Raw genomic sequence first — 14113 nt, forward strand, 5'->3', positions numbered from 1 at the left:
TTTTTGTAAATTGAAAACGATAATCCTAATATCGTCGAAACGGCATATTTATCTTCATAATAACCGCAACGGGAAAATATAATCTTATACTAACAGAGAAAACAGCACCTTCGGTTTTATCCATATTGGTAAAAACAGAGACAATTCTTGATACGTTTTTTCATTTAGATATATCTTTTTGTATCCCCCCTCTTGCTAATTCCGATATATCGATCTAGATTAGATACATCGAAATTATTTCGATATATCTAAAGGAGAGTTGTTATGTTTGGATTTTCAAAACGGGGTCATCGTCATGGCGAAGATCATCATGAAGGGCAGCGCCGTTGTGGCGAGAGAATGCAACGCGGTGGCCGCCACTCGATGGCGGGTGACGGCGTAGAAGCAGTAAGAGGCGGCAGACGTGGCCGGGGTGATAAAATGCATCGCCTATTTGAACACGGTGATCTACGTGTGGTTTTGCTGGCGCTGGTTGATAAAAAACCCAGCCATGGTTATGAGCTGATTAAGGCTATCGAAGAGGCGTCATCTGGGCTGTATGTCCCAAGTCCAGGGGTGATATACCCGACACTGACCCTACTGGAAGAACAAGATTTTGTCACACCCGTGGCCACCGGTAATGGCCGCAAAAGCTACCAAATCACCGAGGCCGGTAAGGTTGAATTGCAGAAAAACCAAGCGATGGTCGATGTGATTTTCTCCCGACTGGCGCAGGTAAACCGCCGTCCAGAGGGGAATCTGGCTGAAGGTATTTCCGATGCGATGCATCGTTTACGTCATATTTTGCGCAGTAACATGGTGCGTTCAGATGTCACACCCGAGCAGGTAACCCGCATTAATGCCGCATTAATGACCGCAGTAGAAGCCATCGAGAAAGAGTTAACACCCGAATCAGTAGCGACTGATGCAGATGAACAGGAGAAAAACTGATGCCCGGCTATCGTTATCGCATTACCGTTGAGCCGCTAATCGATCGTAAAGGCGAGCCAGTTGATAAAGCACCAGTCATATTTGAAGTCGAGAATCATGATGAGATCCTCGGCATCATCGAACGGTTGCAGGCACGTGAAGATCTAAACTTCGGCAAAGATAAAACAGCAGCATTTGCTGTGGGTCTGAAACTGTTTTCAGAAACCATGATGGAGAACCGCAAACACCCACTGTTTGCCCCGCTGCGCACTGCCTTTATGGAGTTTATGACCCTGCTGAAAAAAGGCTCACCTCGCGATCGTCATGGGGATAGTGAGCAGTAAAACAAATAGGGCCATTTTATGCATTATCTCGCGGGAATATCGATTATCGACGATATTCCCGGCATTTTTAGCTCAAATCAGCACCGTTGCTGGCGATAACTTTTTTATACCAATAAAAGGATCTCTTTTTCCGTCGTGCTAGAGAGCCTTTTCCCTGATCATCCCGGTCAACATAGATGAAGCCGTAGCGCTTGCTCATCTCCCCGGTAGAGGCAGAAACTAAATCAATGCAACCCCATGAGGTGTAACCGATAACCGGAATACCATCATCAATCGCCTCGCCCATCGCTTTAATATGCTCGCGCAAATAGCTAATGCGGTAATCATCCTCAATTTCACCCTGTGGGTTAATTTCATCTTTCGCACCCAGCCCATTTTCAACCAAAAATAGCGGCTTTTGATAGCGGTCATACATCATGTTCATGGTGATGCGTAAACCTAGAGGATCAATGCCCCACCCCCATTCACTGGCCTCAATATGCGGATTTTTAAGGGATTTTACGATATTGGCGGCACTGCTGTTATGGTCGTTCATCTCCGCCGAGGCGCAACGGGAGGCGTAATAACTGAAGGAGACGAAATCCACGGTATCCTTGAGGATATCGTCGTCCCCCGCTTCGGTGACAATTGAAATTCCCTTCTCCCTGAAGAGGCGTTTAGTGTAGGCCGGATAAGCGCCTCGCGCCTGAACATCAATGAAAAATAGATTTTCGCGGTCTTTCTCCAGCGCTGCCCAGACATCTTCTGGCTTACAGGTGCGCGGGTAGAAATTCCCGCCCGCCAACATGCAGCCCACCTGATTATCCGGATTAACCTCATGGGCTATTTTTGTTGCCCGTGCACTGGCGAGCAGTTCGTGATGTGCAGCCTGATATTTGACCTGCTCCTGGTTTTCGTTTGGCTCAAACACTAGCCCAGCACCGGAAAACGGGCTATGAAGCAAAATATTAATTTCGTTGAATGTCAGCCAGTACTTCACCAATCCATCAAACGCCTCGAAACAGGTGCGCGCATAGCGAGTGAAAAATTTAACCATTTTCCGGTTACGCCACGAACCATATTCCGTGACCAGATGCATCGGGACATCAAAGTGGCACAAGGTGACTAGCGGCTCGATATTGTGCTTTTTGCATTCATTAAACAGGTCGCGGTAAAAGGCGATACCTTCCACATTCGGCGTCATCTCATCGCCATTCGGGTATATCCGGCTCCACGCAATTGATGTGCGGAATACGGTGAATCCCATTTCAGCCATTAATGCGATATCATCTTTATATCGATGGTAAAAATCTATGGCCTGATGGCTAGGATAAAACTCATCGTCCCGTAACACGAAGCGCTTCTCCTGCCCCAGTTTCACCGCCAAACGGTGCGGGCCATGAGGGATCATGTCAACTGTCGTCAGCCCTTTACCACCCTCAAAGCATGCACCTTCGGCCTGGTTTGCAGCTAATGCGCCGCCCCATAAAAAACCGTCGGGAAATGTTGATACCGCCATGAAATACCTCGTGATTTAGTTAATTTTTACTGCACTCTGCACAATAACCGCGTCGTCAGGATGGGCGTTATCGCCTGCGCTGTTCTCAACAGGAATATCCTCAAATCCTAGCAATAGTGTGGTGACGAACGAAATCACTATCGCCAGAACCATAACGCCAAACACCCAGACGATACTCATCGGATTCGCCGGATCGAAGAACTGAACACTGGTAAATAGCCCAGGAGAGGCCATCGAATGGCTAGCCAGCCCACCAATTCCGGCGACCGCGCCACAAATAAATCCACTGATTAAGCTGGCGATCAGTGGGCGTTTGAGCCGCAAGGCGACACCGTAAAGCGCGGGTTCAGAAATGCCCGCTACAATCGCGGATGCCGCCGCTGCCAATGCCGTCTGGCGTAACTCTGGGTTCTTAGTTCGCCATGCAACCGCCAGCGAGGAACCGCCGAGCGAAAGGTTCGCACCAATTTCGGACGGCATAACCATGCCCTCTTTCCCGGTTTCGGCAATGGTCTGAATGATGGTCGGGGTAAAGACGCGGTGCATCCCCGTCATCACCAGTAACGGCCAGAGTGCGCCCATAATCGCGACAGAGAGCCAGCCCAGATAATCATGAACGGTGTAGACCAAAGAGGAGATGCCACTGCCGATCCAGATCCCCAGCGGGCCGATAAACATGATGGCAATCGGAGCCGAAATCAGCACAATCAGCATCGGTTTAAGGAAGTTTTTGGTCACCGCTGGCGTGATGCGATCAACCCAGCGTTCGATATAAGAGAGCAACCACGTCATGCATAACGCGGGAATCACGGTATAAGTGTACTTCACTGCCGTGACAGATAACCCCATAAATTCAACCTGTTGGCCCTGTGCAGCTTTCGCCATCAGATCAATAAAGGTGGGATGGACCAGCACGCCAGCAATGGCAATAGCCAGCGATAGGTTGGTTTTGAATTTGATGGCGGCTGAAGCGGCAACCATCACTGGCAAGAAGAAGAAAGCCCCATCGCCAATGACATTGAGAATAATGAGTGTCGAGGAGCCTTTGCCGAAAACACCAGTCATATCCAGTATCATCGCCAGCAGTTTGACCATCGAACCCCCGATGATGGCCGGAATCAGCGGCGACATCGTGCCAATCAGCGCGTCAAGAATCCCGGCCCCAATCCGCTTTAAGGTGATTTTCTTTTTTTGCGGAGCGCGATCTTCAGGCCGTGCGCCTTCCGGCAGCAGCTTCAGAACCTCTGCATAGGCATAGGAGACATTATTACCAATGATGACCTGACACTGGCCCTCATTGCGCACCACACCCAGCACACCACTGATGGCCTTCAACTTAGCCAGATCGACTGCGCTATCATCGTTGAGTACAAAGCGTAACCGCGTCATACAATGGGTCACAGCCCCGATATTGCCGACCCCCCCCATGGCATCGACGATCAGTTGAGATACTGCGGCATAATTCTTAGACATGAGTGACAACTCCCCGTAACGACGCACGCCGAGCTAAGCGAACCATTTGCGGCCGAAGGGAAACTGCCCTTACCGGCATAAATGCACAATTAGCCATTATATTCATATAGTTATAATTAACTCATTTGCCGATTACTGTTACGTTTTGGTGTTTTCAAACAAATAGGTAACCGGTTCCACATGAGAATCGTTAATTACTAACTAAAATTCAATAGATGGATAATTACAATTTCAGTTTTGTGATAACGATCGGTATAAGTGCAGTAATTTATTTTGCTCAGCAGCCTGCATCTTGCCAGCAGTAACCTGTAGAATGGCCCTAATTGTTTAAAAGCCAGGAAGGGCCTATGTCTACGATGCAAGAAGTGGCAAAGAAAGCGGGCGTATCGAAAGCCACTGTTTCACGGGTTCTGTCAGGCAAAGGTTATGTCAGCGAAGCGACTAAAAAGCAGGTTTATACTGCAATTGAAGAGGCGGGATATCGCCCCAATTTATTGGCGCGAAATCTGGCGACAAATAAATCAGAATGCATCGGTTTCGTGGTCACCAATACGCTCTACAATGGGAATTACTTTAATGAAATTCTCTCTCAGGCGGCGAAAAAATTAGAAAGCAGTGGTCGTCAATTGGTGTTGGTGGATGGGAAACACAGCGCAGAAGAGGAACAAGCGGCAATTCAGTTCCTGCTGGATCTCCGTTGTGATGCCATTATCATCTATCCGCGATTTTTAACGGTGGATGCCATGGATCTGATTATTGATAAACATAAACAGCCGATTATGGTGGTGAACAGAAAATTAAGAAAAAATCATAGTCACTCTATTTTCTGCGATCATAAAGGTTCCAGTTATCACGCCACAAAATATCTTATCGAGCAGGGGCACCGGGATATCGCTTTTATTACCGGCTCACTGGATTCACCCACTGCAATTGAGCGTCTTTCCGGTTACAAAGAGGCATTAATAGCACACTCATTGCCGGTGCGGGACACACTGATTGCACAAGGGAAATGGACGCCACACAGCGGCTCAGCGGCGGTAGAGTCATTACTCGCCCATCAGTTGCCATTGAGCGCAATCCTCGCCAGCAATGACGACATGGCCATTGGCGCGATTAAAAAATTAAATGAAGTGGGTATTCGGGTGCCGGATGAAATATCTATCATCGGATTCGATAATATTCCGCTCGCGCCGTTTCTTAGCCCAGCGTTATCCAGCATTAAAGACCCCGTCAGCAGCATGGTGAATGAAGTCATCAATCGGTTAATATCCATGCTGGACGGGGGCTATTTATCAAACGAAAATCTATTTCAGTCTGACCTTATTCTCAGAGAGTCGGTCAGTCATGGGCCGTTCTTTAGTCAAAAAACTATTTAGCCCGAACACCTTCAACGGACAAAATAAGCTCAACTTCTTGTGACGCTGGGCCTAAATCGGTGGTGATATTAAAGTCTTTCAACTTAATATTGCCATTCGCTTCAAAACCAGCACGGTAGCCGCCCCATGGGTCATTACCTTGACCGGTCAGTTTACTCTCCAGTGTCACGGGTTTAGTCACGCCATTCAGTGTCAGATTACCGATCACGGAATAACCTTCGCCATTTTTCTTCACTTCAGTCGACTCAAATGTCGCTTGTGGGAATTTACCGACGTTCAGAAACTCTTTACTGCGCAGATGCTTATCTCGCTCAGCATGATTGGTATCAACACTATTGGTGTTGATCACCACATTCACTTTATCGGCAGCCGGATTTTTCTCATCAAATGTGAAAGAGCCATCAAAATCGTTAAAGCTGCCGTATAACCAGCTATAGCCTAAATGTTTAATCCGAAACTCGATAAAGGCGTGTTGCCCTTCTTTATCGATTTTATATTCGGCGGCTACGGCGTTGCCTGCGGTAAACATCAGTGCGCCTACAGTCAGGCCCAATAGGGTCTTATTAAACATGCTTCATTCTCCATAATACAGTTGGTTAATCGGTGCTACGTCCCAGCATCCGTTTAAGGGTGATATCACCATCAATAAAGTGGTGCTTGATCGCGGCCAGCCCATGTAATAGCGAGAGCACTACCACGGCCCAAGCCAGATAGAGATGCACAGTACCGGCGGTATCGGCCTGATCAGGTAATCCCGTGAATGTCGCCGGTAGGTTAAACCAACCAAATACATTGATAGGCTGCCCATCCGCAGTCGAGATTAAATAGCCGCTGAACATAATACAAAATAGAACAATATATAGAATCAAATGAGCCAATATCGCGCTGACTCGCGTGAAACGACTGTAGCTAGATAAAGGTTTCGGCGGTGGTGAAATAAAGCGCCAAATAACCCGAAATAACATCACGGCAAAGAGTATACAGCCAATACTTTTATGTATTTCAGGTGCCTGATGATACCAACCATCGTAGTACCCCAGTGTCACCATCCATAACCCCAGAGCAAATAGCCCATAGACGGTTAATGCCACCAGCCAGTGGATGCCAATAGTGATGCGCCCAAACTGCTCCTGAGTATTCTTCCAAAGCATAATGATTCCCTTTTGCTCAATTCATCGAACAATAGTCAAACATTATGAAACATAAAATCAACACTTATTTGATATAAGATATATTTCCCTAATAGCTTTCAGTTATTTTGCCGGAATAGATAATAACTCAGTCAGTTTAATTGGCTGACTTTACCTAACTTGACAGTGGCATAACAAATATAGAGAAACAAAAATGATGTTATATTAGCCAGCACTTAGTGATCAGTATAAAAATAACGCCCCCAATCAGTGCGATTAAATCCGTCTGATCGGGGGAAATAGGATTTAGGATGACGGAAGAGATTGCTGCAACATCCAGTTAAGCACCTGTGCAGCTAACTGATCGCTCGCCAGGCCAAAAGCCTGAACCACCTCATCCATCTTCGTACCGCTTATCGGTTGGCGAATCTCAAAATGGTGGGTCGCAATAATCCGGCGGTCTGAAATTCTGACCAGTCGAGCATCGAAGCGGATCAGCACTTCACTCTTATCCGTCAGGTAGACGCCCTGAAAGGCGGAGAGATCACCGCTCAACTCCACATCCGCCTGCAAACTGTCGTCGTCACTGCTGACCGCACGGATACGACCATCTGCGCGGAACTCCTGAATCAGGCGATTACGCAGTAAAATCGGCGCGGGATCACTCCAGCGCGAGTTTTGATAGACCGCTATCTCCTGCCCTTGCGGCTGCACCGCAATCCGTGAGCTGTTCAGAAATTGGCTGGTCGTCGGTTGAGAAACCCGCAGTGACCAATTGACGGTCTGCGCTCGCGCTGTATTCGTCGCTGGCGGCACCGGCAGAAGATAGACCTGCGATACTGGCGCGGTGGGTAAAATAGTGCAGGCTGATAGCAACATAACCAGCATTGATAACATCAATAGCCAAGTGCGGCGGCCTGCATAGCGCATTACCTTAAGAGATATCATCGAGGGGTAAACTCCTGTGTTCTTTCACGGCCACGCAACAAGGCCGATGGGTTCTCTTCCAAGCGGGAAACCGCAGCGCGTAATGTGGCTAATGTTCTGCGCAGCTCATCCACTGCTGGCCCCAACTCATTCATCCCTTGCATGCCATTACTGAGCGAGGTTTTATTTTCACTCACTAATTTATTGAGGATGGTACTGGTATTTTGCAATGACGCCATGGTCTTAGCGGCATCACTGACCAGCTGTTTTCCCTGCCCATCCATCAACCCATTAGCATTGCGCAGTAAACGATTGGTCTGGGCCAGTGTCTCATTGGCCTGTTTACTGGCCTGCGCCAACTGCTGCAACATAGTGCTGATATCGCCCCGTTGATCCGCTACGGTCTGGGTAATCAGCGCGAGATTATCCAGCGTCCTGATGAGTCGCTGCTGATTATCCGGCTCCAATAGCTGATTGAGGCGCACTAAAACTTCATTAGCGTTACTCATGAAATTCTCCCCGTTCGCCAATAACTGGCTCATCGGTGACGGGGTGGCAATAATGATCGGGATTTCGCCATCTTTTCCCTCCAACAGTGGGCTAGATTGGCTGCTGCTACTGAATTGAATATTGGAGGTACCGGTAATCCCGGCGACCGTCAGCCGCGCTTGGGTGTCTTGGCGGATAGGCGTTGATGCCGACACCCGGATTCGCGCCCAAACTTTATTGGGGTCCTCGTTATCCAGACGTAGCTGAATCACTTCACCCACGCGAATCCCGCTGTACTGCACGGTACTGCCCTGAGACAGGCCACTCACCGGTTCATTGAAGACAATGTCGTACAGCTTGAACTGGCGATTAGAGCCGGCGTTGGTCAGCCATAGGCAGAATAACAAAGCGGCACTGACCACAATGAGAGTGAATAAACCAATGACAACATGATGAGCACGGGTTTCCATATTACGACCTCTCTCCACTATTCGTTACTGCTTGATAAGCAGCCCGGCCACGTGGGCCATGAAAATACGCCTGAATCCACTCATCATGGGTTGCAGCAACATTATCCAAAGTATCAACCACCAGCACTTTTTTCTGTGAAAGCACCGCCACACGATCACACAGTGTATAGAGCGTATCCAGATCATGAGTCACTAAAAATACCGTCAGGTTGAGGGCATCACGCAGGGTACGGATCAAACTGTCAAACGCCGCGGCACCAATGGGATCAAGACCCGCTGTTGGCTCATCAAGAAACAGAATATCGGGGTCCAGCGCCAGCGCACGGGCTAAAGCCACCCGCTTAACCATCCCGCCCGACAGGGATGCCGGATATTTACTCCCTGCACCCGGCGGCAAACCCGCCAGTGCCAATTTGACCTGTGCCAAGCGCTCAGCTTCAGCACGGGGCAAACCGGCATTTTCGATTAACGGCAGCGCCACGTTTTCAGTCACCGTCAGAGAGCTGAAGAGCGCTCCCCGTTGAAACAGGACACCAAATCGGCGTTCGACCAGAGAGCGCGGCTTACCTGACAGCGCCATTAAATCTTGACCAAATACGTGAATCTGCCCGCCAGTCGGGCGTCGCAACCCGACGATACTGCGCAATAGTACGGATTTTCCGGTTCCCGAACCCCCAACAACGCCGAGAATTTCGCCGCGCTGAACATCCAGATTCAGGTCTTGGTGCACCGTCTGTTTACCAAAGCTGTTCACCAAACCACGAATTTGAATAATGGCATCTTGCTTTATTTGGCTCACCATCCCATCTCCATGAAAAAGAGTGCAGCGACGGCATCAAGCAGGATCACCACAAAGATCGAATGCACCACACTGGTGGTGGTGTGAACTCCCACCGACTCCGCGCTGCCCGTGACTTTGAATCCTTCCAGACAGCCAATGATAGCAATCAGGAAAGCGAAAATCGGTGCTTTGCTTATCCCCACCAGAAAGTGCTGCAACCCGTTGCTGTTTTGCATAATCGACAGAAACATGGTGGGCGAAATATCCAGCGTTAAGGCGCACACCACCATGCCGCCGAAAATACCGCAAACCATGCCGATAAATGTCAGCATCGGCAGCGAAATCAACAGCGCCAAGACCCGTGGCAGCACCAGCAATTCGACCGGATTCAGCCCCAGTGTTTGGATGGCGTCGATCTCTTCATTGGCTTTCATCAGCCCGATTTCGGCGGTAAAGGCACTGGCGGTGCGCCCTGCCATCAAGATGGCGGTGAGCAATACCGCAAATTCGCGCAGGAAGGAAAACACCACTAAATCAACGGTAAAAATACCTGCGCCGAAGGTGGTCAATACCGTTGCTCCGAGAAAGGCGATCACCGCCCCCACCAGAAAAGTCAGCAGCATAATGATGGGCACTGCATTCAAGCCAATTTGCTGAATATTGGCGATCAGTGAGGTCATGCGCCAGCGGGCGGGACGGAATAGTGTGCCCAGCAAGGCTTCAAGTGTCAGGCCGATAAAGCCCAGTAAAGATTTGATATCCTCCCATAAATTGACCATCGAACGGCCAATATTGGACAATAACTCCAGCCAAAATGGGGGCGCTTTTGTTGAGGGTTCGGGGGATAAATCAGGTAAAACGCGGCTCACCGTTTCCAGTAAAACTCGGCGCTCTTCCGGCAGTTTCGGCGCAAGTTCGCGTAAATTGCCGACACGCGCCTCACCGAGCAGCAAAGCTAATAAGGTGGCTCCGGCGGTATCCAGCGCCCCCAATTGATTGAGGTCAAATATCACGCCGCTGGGTAGATTCGCCCGCAATTGCATCACTTCTGGCTCTAGCGCGCGGTAATGCGCCAAGACCCAATCCCCTCTGGCTGCCACTCGAACAGGCTGAGCCGAGCTATCGATATCGAGTTGTGCTGTAAACTGCCGCTCGGTCATAGAGAAAGCCTTACTCTTTATTGGAATACGGTTTGATATCGTCACCTATCAAAAACCAGCTCACCACCGCGAATAGGTATATCACACACTTTAGTAAGAGTAATGGCTAATAAGAGTAATGCCAGAGAGATTATTCAGGCTTCAATTGAGTGGTTAAAAATAGCTTGAAAGGTAAAAAAGCATCTTTCGATGCTTTTTTATGGTCAGGTCACTCACTTAAATAGCAAGTCACCCCATTTTCGCTGAATAGCCAACTCATCTGCTACCATGCCAGCAATCAGCTTTTTGCTCCAAGAGGAGGCATACTGATTTGCCTGCCGCAGAAGTTGTAAGATATCGTCCGGGCTAAAAAGTGAATGGGCCGTAAAGGTGGATTGGTCTTCGATAAAAGTTCTGATCATCATATTAAGCTGATCCTTCGACGCACATTTCATCAGGATCATGGCAACGGCTGTTGCGTCTTCAGCGGAACCTTTCCCTTGCGTTTGGCGACAATAACTATCGAGCAGCATCGAAATACCAATAGAAAACATCATGGCAAACTCGTCATTTTTATCATCCTCACGTAATACATCGGGGATTTTGTGGTATGAGAATCCATGCATGATGGACAAAGCAGCCAACACATCACTGTCATGATCTGCCGTCAGTTTCTTACCAGATTTCCTCACCATATCTAATACCGCTGATGCAAGATTAATGGCATGGGTAAAAATAAATGTCATTTCCGGATCTTTGGTAATTTCATCCCGAAGCTCAAGAATTGCGTTATTTAATGCAACATCAGGTTTAATTGCACCTGAATCTGAGTCATCTTCATCATCAAACAGTGCATCTAACTCATCACTGATATTCGTGGATGATCTTAAAGGGGAATTTAATAAAGACAATTGAGGTTCTATGTTAACTGGCGCAAGTGAAAACTCAGTATCCTTAAATAGGGCATCCAGAATTTTGTCTCGATGAGGCAAAATAAAACTAACTAATTGATGTTCTTTAACTGCGAGGCGAACAAAACCTGGTAAAAATGCATAAATAAAGGAAGCCAATCTTTCAATGTATTGATCATTTCTCAATGCTGACTGAGATAACTCACCTGTCTTCTCTCGCAGCATAGGCAATATTTTGCTTTTATTATCTTCAATCGCCGTTAAAACGTAGCCTGTCAGCTTGTTTCTGGCCGTCGTTGCCTTGCTATCATCCCCGCTACTCTTCTCATCTGCCAATATCAATTGACCCAGAATAGCCGTTTCCTCAGCGAATAAATCATCGTCAGTATTGGCAGTTAATTCAGACGAATTTTCCGTGGTTATCGTATCGTCGGCGCTGATATTGCTCGTGTCTTGATGCCAACGATTTATTAACTGAAATAGCCGTTGAATATCACTTTTGTTCGGCATACTAAATGAGATAACTTTTTTGTTATCAAGATAGAGCTTCACCCCTTCTATCTTGATTGAGTCCAATGTATCGAACATATAGCGACTGGCATCGTCAAAGGAATCACGGATAACGATGCCATTACGACAAATTAATGCACCATCTTTACCACTGCCCATCATGGTATTGTCGATAAGGACAATAACATCATCCTCTGCCAAATTAGATTTGTAGGACGCAAGTGCATTGCTTAATTTCTTTGCCGGAATATTGGGGTATACATATATGCGGCTACAATTCGTAAAACCACTCTTATTGAAAAAATCGCTCAAGCCCATAAAAAATCCCTATTTTTCACTGCCTTTTTCATTCTTGTTACACCCCCCACTATCGTGAGGCCCACAAGGGATTATCGGCAAATAAGTCATTTTCTACATTGTAGATGTCACACTAAATGGCTGTTTACAGCAGAAAATATGATTAACCTATTGAATATAAGGATACTTTATCTTAGGTTGAACAATGATGAGGGAGCATTTCAGCTCCCCCGGTTAGTGTGCAAGTTGCAGAACGCGCTTTCTCGGCATGGTGAACCACACGGTGACGGCCAGCAGAATCAACATCGCACTGGCGGAACCTAGCACCAAGCTGTGCGAGGCTGAAAAAGCCAGTTTGGCGCTGGCAAGCAGTGACTCATTCCCACCGAGGCTATTGATCACCTGAAGGGTTTCACTGATAGAGGCACTGGCCTGAGCCACTAAATCTGCGGGTAAATCATCCGGTAACATAATCGAGGCGGTATAAGCTCGCGAGAGCATGAGACCAAAGATTGCCACCCCAAGCCCAGCCCCCAGCTCATAAGCCATGCCCTCTACTGCACCCGCTGCGCCCGCTTTCTCAGGAGGAGCGGCGCTCATAATTGCCGCCGTCGAAGCCAGCAATGAGGCTTCAATACTGAAACCGAGCAAGATCATCCATCCCCATGCCAGATAGGATTGAGTGGCAAAATCGGTCAAGGCCAACCCCAGAAAACTCAATGAGCTAAATGCAATACCGGCACTTGCCACAGCACGCAGCCCCACTCTGGCGACCAGCCAGCCAGATATCGGCCCACTCACCCCACTAGCAATCATGAGCGGCAGTAGGAACATGCCCGCTTCGAGCGGAGTTTTACCCAAGACAAACTGCAATTCCTGTGTCAGCAGTAGCTCAAAACCAACCAACGTGATCATGGCGGTCATCGCCATCACCATGCCCACCGCGATCACCCGCTGGCTAATCAGGCGAAAATCAATCATCGGGGCCGCTGTGGATAGCTGATGGCGGACAAAGGCAAACAGCATCACCCCACCGATCAGCGCCGTCAGGGAAGTGACCATCATATCGCCGCCACCACGCAACCCGGTTTTTGCGGCATAAACCAGCATCAGAATCGCGGTAATCAATACCAGCGCCGGTGCCAGTTTCCATGTCTGTTCAGCGCGCCCTGGTTGGCTAGGGATCACCACCAGCGTCGCAATCACTACGATGATGATGATGGGAATATTGATCAGAAAAACTGATCCCCAGTAGAAGTATTCCAGCAATACGCCGCCGACCAGTGGCCCCATCGCAGCCCCCATAGTGCCGATAGCCACCCATATCCCCAACGCTAATGACCGCTCCCGCTCATCGGTAAAGATATGGCGCACGGCGGAGAGTGTTGCAGGCAGGATCATGGCGGCACCAATGGCCAAAAACGCACGTGCCGCAATCAGTGCCGCCACCGACGGCGCAAGGGCCGCCGCCAGTGATGCCAATCCGAACAATATCGACCCCATTAATGCTAACCGCTTGAAGCCAATGCGATCACCCAGCGCCCCCATAGGGAGCAACAAACATGCCATGACCAGCGAGTAAATATCGATGATCCACAGCAATTCGCTGCCGGTGGCAGAGAGGGCGATACCCAGCCGAGGGGCCGCTACATGTAATACGGTTGCATCAATCGAAACGGGGAGATACATCAGAATGATAACGTAGAAAACTATCCACTTTTTAGACATAAAAACGCTCAAATAGGGCATAAAATAATGTTGAACACCTGTTCAATATGCCAATAGTAGCGGAAAGTTGAACTAACGTCCAATTCATCACATAATGACGAAAACATTGATGAGTCAGATAAAGGAGTCAT

Annotated in this window: 13 protein-coding genes; 3 read left to right on the plus strand and 10 right to left on the minus strand. The window is 48.5% G+C overall.

Annotated features, from left to right (window positions below; translation table 11 throughout):
* The first annotated feature begins 264 nt into the window (after window positions 1–264).
* Both HRD69_RS18825 and HRD69_RS18830 read left to right on the plus strand, forming a co-directional pair.
* On the plus strand, window positions 265–930 hold the full coding sequence (locus HRD69_RS18825) for a PadR family transcriptional regulator (RefSeq protein ID WP_004874674.1): 666 nt from the start codon (window positions 265–267) through the stop codon (window positions 928–930).
* Entirely contained in the window at window positions 930–1253 is a 324-nt protein-coding gene (locus HRD69_RS18830) for a DUF3861 domain-containing protein (protein WP_032813984.1), read from the plus strand. Before HRD69_RS18825 ends, HRD69_RS18830 begins: the two co-directional genes overlap by 1 nt.
* 67 nt (window positions 1254–1320) lie before the next feature.
* Here HRD69_RS18830 and HRD69_RS18835 read toward each other — a convergent pair whose 3' ends face one another.
* Window positions 1321–2751, minus strand: a complete 1431-nt coding sequence (locus tag HRD69_RS18835; RefSeq protein WP_004874673.1) for a 6-phospho-beta-glucosidase — start codon at window positions 2749–2751, stop codon at window positions 1321–1323.
* A gap of 15 nt (window positions 2752–2766) precedes the next feature.
* Window positions 2767–4224, minus strand: a complete 1458-nt coding sequence (gene ascF, locus HRD69_RS18840) for a PTS cellobiose/arbutin/salicin transporter subunit IIBC (RefSeq protein WP_004874671.1) — start codon at window positions 4222–4224, stop codon at window positions 2767–2769.
* Between the two features lie 347 nt (window positions 4225–4571).
* On the opposite strand from ascF, the gene HRD69_RS18845 reads away from it, so the two are divergent.
* Complete coding sequence (locus HRD69_RS18845; RefSeq protein WP_032813983.1) at window positions 4572–5600, plus strand: LacI family DNA-binding transcriptional regulator; 1029 nt, start codon at window positions 4572–4574, stop codon at window positions 5598–5600.
* Here the strand turns inward: HRD69_RS18845 and HRD69_RS18850 are convergent.
* The 8 genes from HRD69_RS18850 to HRD69_RS18885 all read right to left on the minus strand — a co-directional run bounded on the left by HRD69_RS18850 (window position 5593) and on the right by HRD69_RS18885 (window position 13982).
* Window positions 5593–6171 carry a YceI family protein gene (locus HRD69_RS18850; protein WP_032813982.1) on the minus strand — a complete coding sequence of 193 codons (579 nt, stop codon included), beginning with the start codon at window positions 6169–6171 and terminating at the stop codon, window positions 5593–5595. The two genes, HRD69_RS18845 and HRD69_RS18850, sit on opposite strands and share 8 nt — an antisense overlap.
* Window positions 6172–6196: 25 nt before the next feature.
* Window positions 6197–6751, minus strand: a complete 555-nt coding sequence (locus tag HRD69_RS18855; RefSeq protein ID WP_004874669.1) for a cytochrome b — start codon at window positions 6749–6751, stop codon at window positions 6197–6199.
* A gap of 285 nt (window positions 6752–7036) precedes the next feature.
* Complete coding sequence (locus HRD69_RS18860; RefSeq protein WP_032813980.1) at window positions 7037–7678, minus strand: ABC-type transport auxiliary lipoprotein family protein; 642 nt, start codon at window positions 7676–7678, stop codon at window positions 7037–7039.
* The gene (locus HRD69_RS18865; protein ID WP_004874667.1) at window positions 7675–8616 is read right to left on the minus strand and encodes an MlaD family protein; all 942 of its coding nucleotides are present in this window, start codon (window positions 8614–8616) and stop codon (window positions 7675–7677) included. Before HRD69_RS18865 ends, HRD69_RS18860 begins: the two co-directional genes overlap by 4 nt.
* Window position 8617: 1 nt before the next feature.
* Window positions 8618–9418, minus strand: coding sequence for an ABC transporter ATP-binding protein (locus HRD69_RS18870; RefSeq protein WP_032813978.1), 801 nt, complete (start codon window positions 9416–9418; stop codon window positions 8618–8620).
* Entirely contained in the window at window positions 9412–10557 is a 1146-nt protein-coding gene (locus tag HRD69_RS18875; RefSeq protein ID WP_004874665.1) for an MlaE family ABC transporter permease, read from the minus strand. The genes HRD69_RS18870 and HRD69_RS18875 overlap by 7 nt, the downstream gene beginning before the upstream one ends.
* A gap of 212 nt (window positions 10558–10769) precedes the next feature.
* Window positions 10770–12275: a hypothetical protein gene (locus HRD69_RS18880; RefSeq protein WP_032813976.1), complete on the minus strand. Its 1506-nt coding sequence runs from the start codon at window positions 12273–12275 to the stop codon at window positions 10770–10772.
* 213 nt (window positions 12276–12488) lie between these two features.
* Window positions 12489–13982 (minus strand): SmvA family efflux MFS transporter, encoded by a 1494-nt coding sequence (locus HRD69_RS18885; protein ID WP_032813974.1) that lies wholly within the window; start codon window positions 13980–13982, stop codon window positions 12489–12491.
* Between the last annotated feature and the right edge of the window lie 131 nt (window positions 13983–14113).

This window comes from Yersinia mollaretii ATCC 43969 (assembly GCF_013282725.1).
GTDB lineage: Bacteria > Pseudomonadota > Gammaproteobacteria > Enterobacterales > Enterobacteriaceae > Yersinia > Yersinia mollaretii.

Excerpts from the sequence above, each read along its gene's own strand:
- HRD69_RS18830 (WP_032813984.1), top strand. The coding sequence starts at position 930 with ATGCCCGGCTATCGTTATCGCATTACCGTTGAGCCGCTAATCGATCGT.
- HRD69_RS18855 (WP_004874669.1), bottom strand. The coding sequence starts at position 6,751 with ATGCTTTGGAAGAATACTCAGGAGCAGTTTGGGCGCATCACTATTGGC.
- HRD69_RS18870 (WP_032813978.1), bottom strand. The coding sequence starts at position 9,418 with ATGGTGAGCCAAATAAAGCAAGATGCCATTATTCAAATTCGTGGTTTG.
- HRD69_RS18835 (WP_004874673.1), bottom strand. The coding sequence starts at position 2,751 with ATGGCGGTATCAACATTTCCCGACGGTTTTTTATGGGGCGGCGCATTA.
- HRD69_RS18885 (WP_032813974.1), bottom strand. The coding sequence starts at position 13,982 with ATGTCTAAAAAGTGGATAGTTTTCTACGTTATCATTCTGATGTATCTC.
- HRD69_RS18875 (WP_004874665.1), bottom strand. The coding sequence starts at position 10,557 with ATGACCGAGCGGCAGTTTACAGCACAACTCGATATCGATAGCTCGGCT.
- HRD69_RS18825 (WP_004874674.1), top strand. The coding sequence starts at position 265 with ATGTTTGGATTTTCAAAACGGGGTCATCGTCATGGCGAAGATCATCAT.
- ascF (WP_004874671.1), bottom strand. The coding sequence starts at position 4,224 with ATGTCTAAGAATTATGCCGCAGTATCTCAACTGATCGTCGATGCCATG.
- HRD69_RS18860 (WP_032813980.1), bottom strand. The coding sequence starts at position 7,678 with ATGATATCTCTTAAGGTAATGCGCTATGCAGGCCGCCGCACTTGGCTA.
- HRD69_RS18850 (WP_032813982.1), bottom strand. The coding sequence starts at position 6,171 with ATGTTTAATAAGACCCTATTGGGCCTGACTGTAGGCGCACTGATGTTT.
- HRD69_RS18845 (WP_032813983.1), top strand. The coding sequence starts at position 4,572 with ATGTCTACGATGCAAGAAGTGGCAAAGAAAGCGGGCGTATCGAAAGCC.
- HRD69_RS18880 (WP_032813976.1), bottom strand. The coding sequence starts at position 12,275 with ATGGGCTTGAGCGATTTTTTCAATAAGAGTGGTTTTACGAATTGTAGC.
- HRD69_RS18865 (WP_004874667.1), bottom strand. The coding sequence starts at position 8,616 with ATGGAAACCCGTGCTCATCATGTTGTCATTGGTTTATTCACTCTCATT.